The 17,916-nt window shown below is 36.9% G+C and carries 16 protein-coding genes; 13 read left to right on the forward strand and 3 right to left on the reverse strand.

Translation table 11 applies throughout. The features are described from left to right. Positions 1 to 79: 79 nt before the first annotated feature. From NYP54_RS08715 to NYP54_RS08725, 3 genes are all read right to left on the reverse strand, one after another. Positions 80 to 679, reverse strand: a complete 600-nt coding sequence (locus tag NYP54_RS08715) for a hypothetical protein (RefSeq protein ID WP_283156179.1) — start codon at positions 677 to 679, stop codon at positions 80 to 82. Positions 680 to 821: 142 nt separating this feature from the next. Further along, on the reverse strand, positions 822 to 1,949 hold the full coding sequence (locus NYP54_RS08720) for a hypothetical protein (RefSeq protein ID WP_283156180.1): 1,128 nt from the start codon (positions 1,947 to 1,949) through the stop codon (positions 822 to 824). A gap of 144 nt (positions 1,950 to 2,093) precedes the next feature. Continuing rightward, on the reverse strand, positions 2,094 to 5,054 hold the full coding sequence (locus NYP54_RS08725) for a hypothetical protein (protein ID WP_283156181.1): 2,961 nt from the start codon (positions 5,052 to 5,054) through the stop codon (positions 2,094 to 2,096). 457 nt (positions 5,055 to 5,511) lie between these two features. Between NYP54_RS08725 and NYP54_RS08730 the strand changes: the two genes are divergently transcribed. From NYP54_RS08730 to atpA, 13 genes are all read left to right on the forward strand, one after another. Next, complete coding sequence (locus NYP54_RS08730; RefSeq protein WP_283156182.1) at positions 5,512 to 6,171, forward strand: hypothetical protein; 660 nt, start codon at positions 5,512 to 5,514, stop codon at positions 6,169 to 6,171. A 148-nt stretch (positions 6,172 to 6,319) separates the two neighbouring features. After that, positions 6,320 to 6,964: a hypothetical protein gene (locus tag NYP54_RS08735; RefSeq protein ID WP_283156183.1), complete on the forward strand. Its 645-nt coding sequence runs from the start codon at positions 6,320 to 6,322 to the stop codon at positions 6,962 to 6,964. A 194-nt stretch (positions 6,965 to 7,158) separates the two neighbouring features. Further along, entirely contained in the window at positions 7,159 to 8,862 is a 1,704-nt protein-coding gene (locus tag NYP54_RS08740; RefSeq protein WP_283156184.1) for a hypothetical protein, read from the forward strand. 238 nt (positions 8,863 to 9,100) lie between these two features. After that, the gene (locus NYP54_RS08745) at positions 9,101 to 9,436 is read left to right on the forward strand and encodes a hypothetical protein (protein ID WP_283156185.1); all 336 of its coding nucleotides are present in this window, start codon (positions 9,101 to 9,103) and stop codon (positions 9,434 to 9,436) included. A gap of 177 nt (positions 9,437 to 9,613) precedes the next feature. Next, positions 9,614 to 11,380: a cytochrome c biogenesis protein CcdA gene (locus NYP54_RS08750; protein WP_283156186.1), complete on the forward strand. Its 1,767-nt coding sequence runs from the start codon at positions 9,614 to 9,616 to the stop codon at positions 11,378 to 11,380. A 75-nt stretch (positions 11,381 to 11,455) separates the two neighbouring features. Then, positions 11,456 to 12,139 (forward strand): response regulator transcription factor, encoded by a 684-nt coding sequence (locus tag NYP54_RS08755; RefSeq protein ID WP_283156187.1) that lies wholly within the window; start codon positions 11,456 to 11,458, stop codon positions 12,137 to 12,139. Beyond that, on the forward strand, positions 12,140 to 13,606 hold the full coding sequence (locus NYP54_RS08760) for a HAMP domain-containing sensor histidine kinase (RefSeq protein WP_283156188.1): 1,467 nt from the start codon (positions 12,140 to 12,142) through the stop codon (positions 13,604 to 13,606). A 127-nt stretch (positions 13,607 to 13,733) separates the two neighbouring features. Then, positions 13,734 to 14,111: an ATP synthase subunit I gene (locus NYP54_RS08765; RefSeq protein ID WP_117002283.1), complete on the forward strand. Its 378-nt coding sequence runs from the start codon at positions 13,734 to 13,736 to the stop codon at positions 14,109 to 14,111. A gap of 27 nt (positions 14,112 to 14,138) precedes the next feature. After that, the gene (atpB, locus tag NYP54_RS08770; RefSeq protein ID WP_283156189.1) at positions 14,139 to 14,924 is read left to right on the forward strand and encodes a F0F1 ATP synthase subunit A; all 786 of its coding nucleotides are present in this window, start codon (positions 14,139 to 14,141) and stop codon (positions 14,922 to 14,924) included. A 62-nt stretch (positions 14,925 to 14,986) separates the two neighbouring features. Beyond that, entirely contained in the window at positions 14,987 to 15,292 is a 306-nt protein-coding gene (locus NYP54_RS08775) for a F0F1 ATP synthase subunit B (protein ID WP_117002281.1), read from the forward strand. A gap of 38 nt (positions 15,293 to 15,330) precedes the next feature. Then, complete coding sequence (locus NYP54_RS08780; protein ID WP_117002280.1) at positions 15,331 to 15,801, forward strand: F0F1 ATP synthase subunit B; 471 nt, start codon at positions 15,331 to 15,333, stop codon at positions 15,799 to 15,801. Positions 15,802 to 15,812: 11 nt separating this feature from the next. Beyond that, entirely contained in the window at positions 15,813 to 16,349 is a 537-nt protein-coding gene (locus tag NYP54_RS08785) for a F0F1 ATP synthase subunit delta (RefSeq protein WP_283156190.1), read from the forward strand. A 24-nt stretch (positions 16,350 to 16,373) separates the two neighbouring features. Beyond that, positions 16,374 to 17,915, forward strand: a complete 1,542-nt coding sequence (gene atpA / locus NYP54_RS08790; RefSeq protein WP_117002278.1) for a F0F1 ATP synthase subunit alpha — start codon at positions 16,374 to 16,376, stop codon at positions 17,913 to 17,915. The last annotated feature ends 1 nt before the right edge of the window (position 17,916 follow it).

Here is a 17,916-nt window from a genome sequence, read left to right on the forward strand (position 1 = left end):
AATGTGGTTATCAGTACTTTTTGAATAGCAACATCGTGATAAAGGCTATTCTGATGTCCATAAAAAAACTTGATCTTTATCAACTTTTATAAGTTGTTATCTGTACTTCATTAATAGCAACATCACTTATAAGAGTATGTTTACGCCCAAGAACAAACTCAATCTTTTTGATATTTTCTGGTAAATAGATTTGATCATTTAAAGCTGCGCTACAAGCTTGGGTTTTCCTAATTTCTGTAGTGACACCGTCAATGATAATTGGAACATCATAGCCGACACCACAACCTAACAACCATAATGAACTTACATGTTTAAAGTCACCGGTTGAGCCATATCTATATAAATCATAGTTTACTGACTTTCCTCCTGGGACAGCTTTCATATTGTAACTATTAGCTGCTCCCCAAGCTGGGGAGATTGGAACGTCTCCAAATACTCTACCCAAACCAATAATGCGACCAAATCCAATTGGTGCAGTATTAGTTACTGTTACCTCAATTTTCTGATTTTCATTAGGCTTATATTGAGGGTCCATTTGCTTTGATAGTTTTTGGTGTATTAAGGTTTTATCCTGATATGAACTAAATTCATCTGCGTTTTTAGCAGATACCTCTGCTGCAAAACTTACATGTGATAGTAAAAATAATACTAGCGATACTAAGCCATATTTGTTTATCATTATTTTTTCCATATTAATCTTAAAATTTATTGTTACAATATCTTGATATTGATTGACACCCTTGTTTACATAATTGTTGTAACCGAGTGTCAATAATCACTTTCAATATAAAATGACACAAAAATATCATGTAATAAAATTATTAATTTTTATAAGTTGTTATCAGTACTTTATTAATAGCAACATCACTTAGAAAAGTATGCTTACGTCCAAGAACATACTCAATCTTTTTGATATTTTCTGGTAAATAGACTTGATCATTTAAAGCTGCGCTACAGGCTTGGGTTTTCCTAACTTCTGTCTTGACCCCGTCAATAATAATTGGAACATCATAGCCGATACCGCAACCTAACAACCATAATGAACTTACATGTTTAAAGTCACCGGTTGTGCCGTATCGATATAACGTGAAGTCTACTGTTTTTTGACCAGGTACAGACTTGGTAGAGTAACCAGGAATCGTTGCCCAAGATGGCGAGACTGGAAAGCCGCCAAATTGTCTACCCAAACCGATCGCTCGACCAAAACCACGTGGAGCAGTATTAGTCACCTTTACCTCAATCTGTTGATTTTCATTTGGTTTATATCCACTATCTGGAGTTGCTGGTTTTAGCGGTATTAGCGGCGGCAAACTATGGAGGAACTGAACACTATCAACTTTAATGGCAGCACGCTGTTCCAGGCTTGTTTTACTTAAGATTATATCTAATTCATTATCTCCTTCTTTGAAGCAGACTCCTTGATCTTTACATGTCTCAGGAGTAATGATGAATTGAGCATTTGGACTATTAACATCTGGGGTGCTTCTTGTGATGTAACCAACAAGAGCACCATTTAATTCAATCCTTGGCAGCGCTTTATTCATCTGATCATTTGGATCGCCAAGTATTGTTGCGTATGCATTAAATTTCACTGCTAAATCGTTTATGTCATCTGGGGTTACATTAAAGTGAGTAGTAAACGCGATCTTTTCTTTAGCATTCTGTGACACAGTTGGTCCTATATAGCGAGAAGTTGTATCAAGGTTCTCACCAGTTAAGCCCAACTCCGAAGGCATAATTGCATTTACAGCAAGATGTGATGAAGAATCATCGCTAATGGCTATGTAGTTGAAATCAGGGGTATGTCCATCGTAATCGATTAAAGAACCATTATATTGGTTATATCCTGTAGGATATAAGTTGATATCTGTCTGCGTATCTGCTGCAAAGCTTAGATGCGATAGTACTGATAAGGCTGCTATTGACAGTAAATTTATTTTATTCTTCATATTGACTCTCCGTTTTTTTATATCAAATTAAATTTTTACAAAATGACTATAGTTTTTGATTATTTCTTTGACCTCCCCCCCCCCTAGAAGATGTGTGTTTAATTAATGTTGTTTGCTATATGCTACTCACAATGTTGATGTATTTTATAGGCTTGTATAATGTAGATCTGTGTGATCAACTTTTATTGCAGTTACAGCGTTGGGAATATATGCATAGACATCTAATCTTAAAGTGTTTTCACCTTTTACAAGACAAATGTGTTGCAGCTTACATGTTTTGTCATTGATTATAACATTTGGACTATGTGATCCCATCTCTGGCTCAAGCATGGTGATATTAGAGATTTTCTGATTGTTTATTGAAATTTTGCTTTTAGGAATAGATGGAACAGAGTCATCAGGCAGTACATTAGTATATGCATCTAATGTAAGCTCTACCTTACTTAGGTCAATGCCATCAGGTAGCGTAAATCTATAAATGAAAAAATAATTAATCGGGTGATCTATCGAAGGATTCATAGTTATAGTAGGCTGTATATATCGTGCAGTGGTATCGTCAGCGCTAACATTAATAGCTTTGGGATCAGTTATTCTAACTTCATACTGAGAGCTTTGAGCACCACCATTATCATTGCTATATATTTTATATACTGATTCGCCGGTAAATCTCTGACCGATAGCACCTAGCGAATGATTAGCGTCAAATTGATTAACCCCTGTATTTAATAACTTAGGTAATGGTGGATATATAGGTGTAAAGCCACCGTTGCCCTTAAATATTAAATTGTTGTCATCAAGCGGCTTGATTTGTTGACTATCAACAAGAATATTTAGCGGATATGATCCTGATTTATCCGATGTGAAACTTGCTTGATATCCTTGATTGACACTAACAATTGACGTTGAGTTTAAATTGCCAGCATGAGCATTTAATAAATTAGTCACTCCCTCGAGCAAATCTCCAGCGCTATCTTTGATAAAAATATCTACAATATTAATATCTTTACCATCCGATTCTGCATTGTTCTTAGTAATGCTATAACTAGACTTATTAATATCAATTGATGAAATTTTACTTGTGGAGGTTAATGTTGTTGACTGCCCCTCATTATAAGTGGCAGCTATTGCAATCGTCCTATAGTTGATGTCATTATTTTGGTTTAAAGGCTTAAACTGTCCTTTCCAGCTACAAGACTCTCCAGATTTTAAAGTGGTTAGCGTGTTACAGCTACTGTTATCTTTATCGACAATAAAGCCATCGCTTTGCTCTGCACTAACATAAAATTTCACTCCAGTGGCAGGCTCTGTACCAACGTTTGTAAACTGATATTCAAAATTGAACGTTGTTCCTGAGATCGTTGCTTTGGGAATATCATGTATACGGGTGTATTGAATAGAGGCGTTTGTTATTTGTGAAATTGTGCCAATAGAAATGGTTTTAGCGCCCTTATAGGCTATTGCTGTATTGTAAACCGCAATCGTTTGTCCAGTGGTTAACTCACCAGATGTAACATCTCCTTCAATAATACAACTCTCTCCAGAGGCAAGAGACGTAAGGTCTTGGCAGCTGTTATTGGTGAACTCTAGTTTCTTATAGTTGCTAGTGGCTGTTGACCAGATCAAGTTTTGAGCGGTTTCTGCGCTGCTGTTTATGATCTCATATTTAAAGTGATATTGACTGTTGGGCAATATGTTGTCTGGAATCTCAAGATCTTTTTTAATCATTAACGCAGATGCGATATTATGAGCATGATTAATGATATTAACATTAGCTGCACCAACTGGAGAAATGGTTGAGGCAATCAAGGCATTTCTCGTACTATCTGTAGTGATATATTTTCCTGCAATGCGACATGATTGAGAAACATCAATTGTCCCCCCTGATTTATAGCTTAGGCAATTACTCTGATCAGGGTTGATAACAATTCCTTTATCAGAATCGAAGTTATCGGTGAGACTTTTGATATCTATAGGTTGTTTTGATCTGTTTGAGACCTCATAGGTAAAAGGGTAAGTTATACCAGTTAATATATTATCAGGTAATGAGTTAAGGTAACTTACAGTAAGATTATTTTCATGTGTATAAGTATGTAATTTAAGCTTAAGCGCCTCACCACCACTATAGGTTACATCAATATCACTAAAATAGTTGGTATCAGGCATATCGCCTTTAAAATCAAGTTCAATTAAGCATGATTCGCCAGCAGCTAAGGTTGTTTTAGTGATACAGCTACTATCCGCTTTTATTGCAAAAGCGTTATCAGCGCTTGAAGTGCTTTTGATGGCAAGGTCACTAATGGATGAGTTGGATTTATTAATTAATTGGTAGATAACCGGATAATCTATATTAGGTTTTGTGTTTTCAGGCAATGGTTTTAAGGCGATATCCTCAATATCGGTATTACCAAAAGTAATATTAGCAATAGGTAGTAGTTGCTCGGACAGAGTTACAGCGCCACTTATGTTTTTTGTTGCTATGATATCAAACGAACATGTTTGACCTGGTGATAATTGAGTTAGGCAAGAATTATTTAAAATATTTACAGAGTCATTGTTTGAATTATCACTAGTGAAGACAGGTTGATCGAATACAATGTTATCGATGGTGCTAGTATTAAGAACTGAAAAATCGATAATTTGATTAAGTGGAAGGGTAATGTTTTTATCCCTACTGCTCCACAGGTTGTTAGCATTGGCATGTATTGTTGTCGATATCGATGTCTTATTATCATCAATTAAAGCATCTAATTTGATATCTGAACCTACATTGTACTTCCCAATATTACTAATTAATAAGTCACAGTTGTTACCAATCGGGATGTTTTGACAAGCGTTGTCAATGGTAATGTCTTTAGAGCTGTGGGTGACAATTGAATAGAGCTTTGCATTATTCTCTTTGCTAATATTCAAATGCTTCATGCTTAGGTTAACAGGCAGCTTGGTATAAGCGCTTTGTGTTGAGTCAATGTCCTCGGATGAGATGACATAGCCATCTAAACTAGATCCTTGTTGTTGATAATCTGCAGATGACCCTGAAGAGCATCCATATAAAAATAAGCTGCTAGCAACCAATGCAAGCACTGGCTTAATTTTCCCATATTTCATTTTTATCCCCTTTCCCATCAAAGTGGTAATTTTTCATCATTTAATGACTGAGCATTTTAAAAACCCAGCTTCCAAATTTAAGGTAAACTAAAAAATATTTGCCCTCAAAAAATTCATCAACCCTCCCAGGATGATTTTCAATTCAACCAAAGGCGCTATAATGTTGCGCAATTTGCTTGATGAAACTGAGTGTATTGTAATCTTGATGCTATGGTTGTGTGTCACGAAAAAATACCTTTTTCATAACAAATTTATCATATTATTGATCATCAACTATCAGGCTTGGTTCTGTGTAAGGGCGCATGTATTGTAAATTTATTGCTTTTTGAGTATTTAAAAAGGATATATGTGCTTTGTGAGGTCATTTCTGTAGTAAAAAAATGACTAGACTGTGATTATTTTGTGAAGTCTTAAAAATACTATACTAATGTGTTCAATAAAGATGGAGTTTAAATCTATGAATTTTTTAAAAAGAGTTGCAACGATCAGCGCATTGGCAGGCTCTATAGCCTTTAGTGTTAATTTAGGTTTCGGTCTAAGTAATGGTTTAGATGATAATCGACATTCGGTAATAGATTCACTTGAGTTTGCAGTTGGAGAGCATGATAATGCGGGGCATAAAATGCCTGTTATTAATTACACAGTGCTCTACAAGCCTGCTGTGGGTTTTGAAGCATATATGCCTCAACAAAGATTAGAGTTCGGGCACCCGCTTAATTTAAAAGTGGACTCAAAAACGGGATATTTGCAAATCGAAATAAATGGACAGAGTTATCCAGTATTGAATGTTAAATTCTCAACGACACCTTTGTCATGGCAGCCCAATTTTGCGATTCTCTCTGGTCAGCAGACGGAGCATCAAAGTGGTTATTATTGGCAGAAAATTCCTTTTCACAGTATGTGGTTGCACGGCAAGGATCTTGAGTCTACAACTCAAGATAATACGAAACAACTTAGCTATTTTGTTATCAGCTCTGCAGATGGGAATCGACAGTTATTTAGGGTCAAGTATGGATATGATTCATCAACATTTGATATTGTTGAGCATGTTCATGGCAATCATTATCTTAGAATTCTTCCTAATGAGAATAAGGCGGTCATTATTTTTGGTCAGTAATTGGTATCTGTAGACACAGTTATGCAGTTTGTTGTAATGATAAGATTATAATTGTGGATTAATACATTAATTATCAGGCAATATTTTGCTCATAAATGGAATGTGTATAGCGTATATAGATTATGCTTTTAAAATTAAGGAGATCACTATGAATGCAGGTAAAAAATGTTATTTTTTAGTACTGGGTATTTTGGTACTTTGCGGTGCTGCAAGCGCTTCTGCAATGAAAGCTGTAGATATTTCAAATCTATTGAAGCCAGATCTCAGTAAAGATGGTAAGAATTATTATTTCAATAGAGCAACAGGTAAATATGTGCAATATCAGCACAAGATTAGTTACTGGTTCCCTAGCGGATTCTATATTAATAACGATAGTGATTGGTATAAACAGTGGGATTTTAAGACTCCTGATGATTATACGGTTGCAAGATCATATTTTAGAATCGGTCAGGATAATCAATATTGGGCTACTTTTGAGGCAAACATAACTTTCTACTGGTTGGATAAATTCAAAGTAGTTGGTGCTAATATGATTTTTTGGAAAAATAGTATTCATTGTGGTTATCAAGTTGGATTTTCTGTATATCATAATTGTCAGTATAAGCAAGAAGGAATGTATCCGCCAAATACTGGTTATGATGGCAAATATGTAGACTTGAGTGAAGGACAAACAGTGGCTATAGCTTATATTTATTTTAATAAGGCTTATGATGAATTCCCAGCTGACACTAATGATTGGAACTGGGGGACAGCTGCAAGATTTGTAGTTAATATTTATTACAATGATTTGTAGTGCTGCATATCCAAAATGAATTAACAGATTAGCGATGGATTAGTGTTCAATTAAATTGAGGATTTGCAAAGGAAATTGATTGGTTGCTTGTTTAAAGGTTTTAACAGTAACGAAAGGTGGATAATTACTCATAATTTTCTATTTATGCATTAAACACTACCATCTATCAAGTCAATCTAATTAGGTAGATAAACATGAAATATATATCAATTTTTCTTTTGATGTTTTTTTTAAAGATTGCATCAGCTCAATATATTTATTTATTATATGTTGGGGGTCAATATGGCCCTAGTGAAGTATTTAATATGCTTGATTCAGCTGGTGACCAAAATAATGTAATAGTAGATAATCGTGGCACATTAGTGGGTGCATTTTTTGATAATAATGACCAAAGAGATCGATTACCCTTAGGAAATAATCTTGCACCAGTGGAAGCTCTCCCAACTAACGGAAATGCGTTGATTCTTAGAATAGAGGTTGAGAATACTTGGGGCGCTCGTTGGTATAATCTTGGAGCGACAATCCGAGCGATGCAACGAGATACTGAATACTGGTATCATGTTTTAGAACGTAATCAAAGAGAATTATTTGCTCGATTTGCTACAGCAGATATGGCTTGGTTCACTGATGGTCCTATTCGAGTTGCCAATATTGACAGGGCTATCTTATATAGAAATCGGCAAGAGGTGATGGCGCGTGATAATACGCATCATAATATGACGCCGAATATTGATACTAATGCTCCAGCCCCAAGAAACCTCTGGGGTAATGCCCCTGGTCAAGGTATGGTTATTGTGTTGCAACAGAGAGCTCGCAATGTCTATAATTTAGCTGCTAATTGCATTGGTCTTAATTCATTAAAAATCAAGACTTTAACCGATAATGATAGTCAAAAGTGTAATACGGATTATGTCTCTGTATCAGAGTATGGGCAAAGTATATATTCTGTGCCAATTTTTGCATATAATTCACCATATAATGATACTAGATACATAGGTTATTCGAATGGTACCTATCTAGGCTTTACTGGTAATCGTGATGAGGCGAACGATTATCCAAAGCCAGTATCTGATTTAATGTATGGTTTGGACAGTAGTCTTTACTCTATAATAGCGGTTGCTAGATATTCTAATTATAGTATTGTTTTTTATTCTAATGGGAAATGGCGATATCACTATGCTTACAACAGTTTTTCAGAACTAAGAGATATATCTGAGTTTAATGAACCCGTATATAAATATCGTAAAGACTTAGTAGCTGTTGCTCCAAGACCTGATAGTGATACACTATATTTCTTTTTTAGTACTGGTAGAGTCGTCAAGGATTATGAGGGATCACACGCTTATACCGACTCTGAAACTATTCTTGAGTGGCCAGCATTTAAAGCCAATAATTTAGACCCTCGTCTTATTGTTGCAGCAACAGAGTACAAACAAAATAAGTTTTATTTTTTCTTTGCTGATGGTAGATACGCAAAATATAATTGGAGCACCGATAAGATAGAGTCTACTGGGTATACACGCCTAGAATGGAGACAATATCAACATATAGATCAAAGTGTAGGAGCTACATGCTCAGGTTTGGCAAGTGGGATATCACTTACTATTGACTGCAGTCTTGACACACCAGTGCGTTCAAGCTCTGGAGTCTCATATTCTAAGTTTACTGGAACAGCTTGGGGTTTTAGTTCTCCTGGATTCAGTGCTCAACGAGGAACACTTAAGCTTATTGGACATAATTTCACACCAGAAAATTGTGAAAATGTAAATATATTTAGTGCTATTTTCTACTTTAGAGTGGCTTTTAACTGTGGTGATACAGACGGCGAAATCAATTTAGGAGGTATAGGCGCGCCAGGAGAATTCCCATTTAGTAATGGTGGGTACTTTTATAATTGATAAACCGCTGCCTAGATGTCAATTAGTTAGCAATTCGCTTAATTTGATTAATAATTCCATTTGATAAAAAGCTGCATAACACACAACCTCATAAAGATAGTACTACACGCATATTACGACATCAGCTTATCTTTGTCTGTAGCGTGATGAATAAATATTTTTTTTGTGATGGAATTGTTATTTTTACATCAGATAATGATATTGCTTAGATCAAAATCAAATTAAACGGGAGCTAAATATGAAGTTAAATAATTTAAGAAAAACAATTGTGTTAATGGCATCAATGACAATGATATCACTGGGTGCTAGCTCGGTTGTGTATGCTGCAGAAAGCACTATGGCGATGAAGAAAAATGACGCCATGATGATGAAAGATGACAAAATGGCGATGAAGAAGCATGACGCCATGATGATGAAAGACGACAAAATGGCGATGGAGAAGCATGACGCCATGATGATGAAAGACGACAAGATGGCAATGAAGAAGCATGACGCCATGATGATGAAAGATGACAAGATGGCAATGAAAAAAAATGATGGGATGATGAAGAAAGACGCAAAGATGTCAATGTAATATTATATATCGTACTTTCAGTGATTAATTTCTAGGGGGAGAATTAATCATTATTCACTTTACTTATTCATTTAGTTTGTTAATAAGTTCGATCACACTTAATCATGATATTTATGTGTGTATGTCTTACTTTTATCTGCTTATAGACTAATTCACCTTGATTCTGGAGAGATAAACATGCTTAATTTTTCATTACCACTTGCTTTTTTAGAGGGTATCGGGCTAGTCGTGCAACCCTGTATTATTCCAATTTTGCCATTTATGTTAGCAGGTGGCGCAACAGGGGGAAAACGTAAACCTTATGGAATTATTGTTGGCTTTATTTTGACTTTTACTTTGGCAACTTTATTACTTAGGGCGCTGATTAAAGTGACGGGCATTCCTGATGAGTGGATTAATAATGTTGCTTATGCGTTATTGATATTAATGGGAATTACGATGGTGTTTGATTCGTGGGCAAATAAATTTTCGATGCTCACTCAGCGTTTCACCGATTCAGCGCAAAATTCAAAAACATTGAATAATAATGAGGGTGGATTTTTTAGTGGTATTATTTTCGGTGCATTGATAAGTATCGTTTGGGTGCCATGTGCTGGTCCTATACTTGCGGCGGTCATTTTGCAAACAATTACGAGTCAAACAACTTATTATAGTTATTTGATTTTATTGGCGTTCTCGTTAGGTAGCGCTATTCCAATGTTTATCATTGCGATCTTTAGTAGAAAGATTATTGGGAAAATTGCTTTTTTGCGCCAGCGTTCGCAGTTAATAAAGAAAGTATTTGGTGTTGTTATCATTCTGTCATCTTTAATTTTTGGGTACACAAATGTGGTACAGAAATATTTTGTAACCAATGCCTCAGCGGCAGATATTATGTCGATGTCATCAACTACTACACCAGGTGATAAGCCAAAAATAAAATTACATAGTAATCTTAAGGATGGATTAAATGATCCTTATGACGCACCAACGATTGCTCCAGGGAAATGGATTACTGATGTAAGTGCTATAAAAACATCTGCGTTAACAGAATTCTTTGCTAAGAAGAATGGTGATGTTTCGGCATTAAACTTCTCAGAGCTAAAAGGTAAAGTCGTTTTAGTAGATTTTTGGACATATTCATGTATTAATTGTATTCGTACAGTTCCTAACCTTGAAAATTTATATCAAAAGTATGGCAGGTATGGATTTGTCGTGATTGGTGTTCATTCACCTGAGTTTCCATTTGAAGAAAAATATGAAAATGTTGCCAAGGCAGTGAAAGATTTTAAAATTACCTATCCAGTTGTCCAAGATAATAAATTTGCGACATGGTTAAGATATGAAAATAAATATTGGCCAGAGCAATACCTTATTGATCAAGATGGTCAAGTGATCTATCGTCATGATGGCGAAGGTGATGAGGATGTGATTGAGCATAATATAAAGCAGCTGTTAAACTTGAACAAGAATCTAGATGAAAATAGTGCATCAAGCCAAATATCAGAAGATGTTGATTACTATTCCACACCAGAGACTTATCCTGGACTTGAAAGAGCCGAGCGATTTGCTAATAAGCAAGGGCTGCATTATGGTGTAAACCTATATAAAGGTATGATGGATCTTAAACTTAACTATTGGGGATTGTCAGGTTTGTGGGAAATCACAGATAAATATATTACCCCGCAAAAAGCAGGCGCTGAAATTAGTTTGCACTTTACAGCACGCCAAGTTTATATGGTAGCAGGCTTGGGTGATAAGCAACAAGGAGCTTCTTTTGAGATACTTCTAAATGGCAAGCCTTTAAATGCTGATCGGGGCTCTGATATTAGTAGTAAAAATGAGTTATTAGTAAGCGATCATCGATTGTATAGACTGCTGTCATTTAAAAAAGTAACAAATGGAGTCATTACTTTAAAAGCATTAAGACCTGGTGCGCAAATATATACGTTCTCATTTGGTTAAGCTATGTGCTATGATATCCTGTCAAAAGCTCTGCAAATAGTGGATTTGCAATTTAAGACAAAGAGGATTTCAAAAGTGAAAGTTTTAGTGATTGAGGATCAGGAAGATATTAGCGGTTTGATTGAGATTAATCTTAAAATGTTGGAATTTGAAGTGGTTGTGTGCGCTAATGGTGAATCGGCGAAAAAGGCGCTATTGCATCACGAGTTTTCTTTAATAACAATCGATCTTAATTTACCTGATTGTGATGGCTTGGATCTATGCAAATATGTGCGTGAGCACACCCAGAAAACTCCAATATTAATGCTAACAGCGCGTAGTAGTGAGATTGATAAGGTCGAAGGGTTGTCTTGTGGTGCGGATGATTACCTTACAAAGCCATTTGGAGTATTGGAGTTTCAAGCGCGTGTAAAAGCCTTAATTAGGCGCAATACCTTATCTGTAAGTACGCATAAGTCGAGCCTACGGATAGGTAGTCTTGTGATAGACCCTGATAAACACAAAGTATTTAGAGATCAAAAAGAAGTTGAGTTAACCAGCAAAGAGTTTGATATCTTATATTTTTTGGCGAAAAACCCACAGAGTGTCTATAGTAGAGAGCAGTTACTTGATTGCGTTTGGGGTGTTAAATATAGTGGCTATGAGCATACGGTGAACTCACATATTAATCGTTTACGGATGAAATTGGAGCCAGATCCTGCAAATCCTATATATATTAAAACTGTGTGGGGTGTTGGTTATAGTTTTCATGGTGCGTAAATGTTTAAAAATCGCCTAAGTGTTCAATTAGCAGCACCTATCTTTTTATTAACATTGTTTGTGATGATAATTATTGTTTTTGCCTTTCATGATGTAAATCGAACCTTTAATGATACGGTTGATCAAGAGATTCATCGATCGTTAGCAAGCTATGTTGTTGCTAATAATAGTGACTTGAAGCGCGGTAAAGTTGATGAGCAATGTCTGCGCCAAATTTTTAATAATCTGATGCAGCTAGGTCCTGAGTATGAGGTTTATGCTGTTGATAAATCAGGCAGATTGATCGCAACATCAGAGGCAAATATTGGGATTAAAAGAGATATAGTTGACTTGAAGCCAATTAAAAATTTTTTAAGCGATAAGGGTTTACCTATTTATGGTACAAACCCAGCAAGTTTAGAGGAATCAAGTACATTTTCGGTTGCTCCTATTAGCAAGCCTGATGATACGCTTGTCGGGTATTTATACATTGTTTTAAATAGTCACAAGAAAATAAGTAGCAATCTACAATACCTATGGTCAACAAACTTTAAGAAGATATTTTTATTTATGATATTTATGTCGTTATTGATATTGCTTTTAATTGTCTATGTATATCTGGGTATTACTAAGCCAATACTGAGGCTGAATAAGCAGATGCTTCAATTTCGAGAAAGCGATTTTGCTCAATTGCCAACAGCGCCGAAAAAAAATATTTGGAAAGCAATAGAAATAAATAGCCTAGAGTCGCACTTTGATGAACTATCTTTTCATATCGCAGCACAGTTCACTAGAATTAAATCTGTCGAGAAACTAAGGAAAGACTTGATTTCATATGTTTCGCATGATTTTAAAACACCGCTTGCATCATTAAAAGGTTATTTGGAGACATGGCTTATCCTAAATGAGGGTGCTGAAAATAAGAGTTATATTGAAATTGCATTAAAAAATGCCAATAATTTGCAAAGACTTATTGAACAGCTGTTAGAGATTGCTTACTTGCAAACTAGTCAGCAGAAATTAAGCTTAGAACCCATATTAATTGCTGATTTAGCGAATGATGTGTTAAATTCTTTTCGATTAAATGCACTAGAAAAAGGTGTTTTACTGACGCTTGACTGTGATGATACTGGCGTATATGTAAATGCTGATATTCGCGCGCTTGAAAGGATCTTAACTAATTTAATTGATAATGCAATAAAGCATTCATTTTCAGGCAAACAAGTAGTTCTAAGCATTAAATCTAGCGTGGATGTTATTATTATAAGCATTAAAGATCAAGGGAAAGGCATTCCTGAGGACGAGTTAGCCTATGTGTTTGACCCAAGTTATCGTGCAAAAAATAGCGTGCAGTCTCAACATAGCATGGGGTTGGGGCTAACTATTGTCAAACTATTACTAGAATTACATGGCTCGAGTATTCGTGTTGAGAGTAAGTTAGGTAAGGGGACTTCTTTTAGCTTTGAGTTGCCCATGGATAGGGTGTAAGTCTAGGCTGATAAATGCTCTAGTGCTTGTGTTAATAGCCTTTACATAAAAAGAACACTTTTCGCTTGCGCCGATAGCTTACGCTCTATATACTGCTTGGCGTAAAATTAAGGGATAAAATCTAACGATGCTAGCAAACCGAAAACTATATAAAAGGCACTTTTTTGCTTTCCAAATGATCCTTGTGATCTTGGGGAGTTTGGTGTGTCTTTTGTGGGGTAAAAGCTATGCCGTTGGGTTCCTGTTGGGCTCGTGTTTGATGTTTGTAGCCAATGTTGTTTTTTTATTACGTCTTTTTTTGCGCAAAGCGCAATATCATCCATTCAAAGAAGTGTGCATTTTATATGCCTGTGAGTTTGCAAAATTAGTCATGGTTGCTGTCGGCACTGTGTTGATTGCAATTTACGTGCAACCGAAGTTTCTGCCGTATATTGCAGGTCTTTTGGTGTTGCAACTGGCAATGTGGTTTATGCCGCTTTTTATGAAGTTAACCCATTTAAAATAAACCCTAAACAAATAAGAGAAGAGTGATATGGCAGGAGAAAGCTTAACTTCTTCAGAATATGTAAGACACCATCTTCACCATTGGCAGGTGAGCTTGGGCGATTCTTCGTTCTGGACGCTAAACTTAGACACCCTTATAGTCAGTATTGTATTGGGCGTGTTTTTCTTAAGCTTAATGTATTTAGCAGCAAGAAAAGCAAGCTCAGATACTCCAGGTAAATTCCAAAATGGGGTCGAGCTCATATGTGAATGGATCGATGGCGCAGTAGCTGATACTTATCATCATAAGCGTGACTTTGTTACTCCGCTTGCGATTACGATTTTCGTATGGGTATTGTTGATGAACTTCATGGATTTGATTCCAGTAGACTTGGCAGGGCGCTTAATCGTGCTTTTTGGTGGTTCGTCTGAAGCATACTTTAAGATCGTGCCAACGGCTGATCCTAACTTAACCTTTGCGTTATCATTGAGTGTCTTTATTTTGATTATTGGTTATAACCTTAAGGCCAAAGGTGGCTTTGGTTTATTAAAAGAAATCTTAAGTGCGCCCTTTGGTATCTGGGTTTTCCCATTAAATATCGCCTTTAGAATTATTGATGAAGTCGTTAAACCGTTATCACTATCACTGCGTTTGTACGGTAACTTATTCGCAGGGGAGTTGATCTTTATCTTGATTGCTTTATTGCCATGGTGGATTCAATGGACATTGGGCGGATTATGGGCGATTTTCCACATCTTAGTTATCGTGATCCAAGCGTTTGTATTTATGATGCTAACAGTGGTTTATTTGAATCTTGCGCAAGATGACCATTAATGAGAGTTAAGAATTAAACGAGTTAAAAAACTAAAACTAAAAAACCAACTAAGGAGAAAAAAATGGAAATGTCATTACAAGTACTAGGTCAATTAAACGGTCTAACAGCAATTGCCGTTGCGTTATTGATTGCTTTGCCTGCATTAGGAACTGCGATTGGCTTTGGTGTGTTAGGTGGTAAATACCTAGAGGGTGTGGCACGTCAACCTGAATTAAGCGGTATGTTACTGGGTCGTATGTTTATCGTAGCGGCTTTCGTTGATGCGTTCGCGGCGATCTCAATTGCAATCGGTTTCTTGGTTCTTTATGCAAACCCATTAGCAATTAACGGTTTAGCAGAAGCTGCAACAAAAGCACTAGGTGCATAATTAACGATAAATCCTGAACATATCCACAAGGAGAAATCATGGATATTAATATTACGCTAATCGGCCAGATGATCACCTTTATCATCTTTGTCGGTTTTACCATGAAGTTCGTTTGGCCGCCGTTGAAAAAAGCAATGGACGAACGTCGTGCAAAGATTGCTGATGGCTTGGCTTCCGCTGATCGCGCGGAAAAAGAGCTAGAAGTTGCTAAAAGAAAAGCGCAAGAGCTTATTCATGAAGCAAAAGCACAAGCAACGAAAATTATTGAGCAAGCGAATATGCGTGCGATGCAAATCGATGAAGAAGCCAAAGAAGCGGCACGTGTTGATGCAGATCGTATTCGTAAAGCGGCTAATGATGAAGCTGAAGCACATATGATTGCAATGAAGCAAAAACTACGCAAAGAAGTCGTAGGCATTGCTGTTGCTGGTGCTGAAAAGCTTATTAGTAAAAACATTGATATGACAACCAATAATCATTTATTGGAAGAAATGGCAGCCGAACTTTAAGAGGTACGATCATGGCAGACTTAACGCCGATTGCAAGACCTTATGCGCAAGCTGCTTACGAGTATGCTAAAGCACATAATGCCGTTGCAAACTGGAATATTATGCTACTTAATCTGTCGGAATGTGTGACAGATAATCAGGTGGCATTGTTGCTTGATAACCCTGCCTATTCTCAGTCAGATGTATCCGTATTGATATTTGATGTCTTAAAAGACGTGCTTGATGAGCATGGTAAGAATTTTGTCAAACTGGCTGCAGAGCATAATCGTTTGACAGTTATTCCAACGATTTATAAGTTGTTTTTATTACATAAAGCCGAAGATGAGAAAGCCAAAAAGGCGAAGATCACGACGGCATTTGAAACTTCTGATGCAGAAATTCAAAAATTAAAAACAAAACTTGAGCAAAAATATCAGTGCGCAATTGAAATTGACGTGGCAGTTGATGCAAGTTTAATTGGTGGAGCAACGATTGAGATAGGGGATCATATTATTGATGGTTCTATCAAAGGCAAGCTTCAAAAATTACAGCACGAGCTACAAGCTTAAACAAGATTAATAGGAATAAAGACTATGCAGCTTACTCCAGCAGAAATTAGTGAATTAATAAAAGAGCGTATTGCCAAGTTTGACAATGCGCCACAAACAAAAACAGAAGGTACTATCGTATCTGTTTCCGATGGTATTATTCGTATTCATGGCTTAAATGAAGTTGCCGCAGGCGAGATGATCGAGCTGCCAGGCGGTGTTTATGGTCTAGCCCTTAACCTTGAGCAAGACTCAGTTGGTGCCGTTGTCTTAGGTGATTACGAGCATATTCAAGAAGGTCAAAAAGCATATTGCACAGGGCGTATTTTAGAAGTCCCAGTGGGTGAAGCGTTATTAGGTCGTGTTGTTGATGCCTTGGGTAATCCAATCGATGGCAAAGGTGATATCAAAACAACGGTCACTTCACCGGTTGAAAAAGTAGCCCCAGGGGTGATTTGGCGTCAATCAGTTGATCAGCCAGTGCAAACGGGTATTAAAGCAATTGACGCGATGGTGCCAATTGGGCGCGGTCAGCGTGAATTGATTATTGGTGATAGACAAACTGGTAAAACAGCAGTAGCAATCGATGCGATCATCAACCAAAAAGATACGGGTGTAAAGTGTATTTATGTGGCGGTTGGTCAAAAAGCGTCATCAGTGGCCGATGTTGTTCGTAAACTAGAAGAGCATGATGCTTTAGCGCATACAATCATTGTTGCTGCTAATGCAGCTGATTCAGCAGCACTTCAGTACTTAGCACCTTATGCCGGCTGTGCGATGGGTGAGTATTTCCGTGATCGCGGTGAAGATGCTTTGATTATTTATGATGATTTGACAAAACAAGCATGGGCATATCGCCAGATTTCATTATTGTTACGTCGTCCACCAGGACGTGAAGCGTATCCAGGGGATGTTTTCTATCTTCATTCAAGATTGTTAGAGCGTGCAGCACGTGTTAATGCTGAATACGTTGAGAAAGCGACAAACGGTGAAGTCAAAGGTAAAACAGGTTCTTTAACTGCATTACCAATTATTGAAACGCAAGCAGGGGACATTTCAGCATTCGTTCCAACCAACGTGATTTCAATTACCGATGGTCAGATTTTCTTAGAGACAGATTTATTTAATGCGGGTATTCGTCCAGCGATTAACGCCGGTAACTCAGTATCGCGTGTTGGTGGATCAGCGCAAACTAAGATCATTAAAAAGCTAGGTGGCGGTGTACGTTTGGCACTAGCGCAATATCGCGAGCTTGAAGCATTTTCACAATTTGCCTCAGATTTAGATGATGCAACACGCGCGCAATTAAAGCGTGGTGAGCGTGTGATGGAGTTGATGAAGCAAAAGCAATTCTCACCACTGAGCATCGCTAAAATGGCATTGTCACTATATGCAGTTGATAAAGGTCACTTAGATGAGATTGAACTGAGTAAAGTTGGATCATTTGAAGCAGCCTTGCATGCTTTTGCTGAAAGTCAGCACAAGGCATTGATGGATGAGATCAATAAGACATGCAACTACAACGATGAGATTGCCGCTCAACTTGAAAAAGTGATCAAAGAGTGCAAAGAAACGCAATCTTGGTAAT

Source organism: Cysteiniphilum sp. QT6929 (genome assembly GCF_030035755.1).
Classification (GTDB): Bacteria; Pseudomonadota; Gammaproteobacteria; order Francisellales; family Francisellaceae; genus Caedibacter; species Caedibacter litoralis.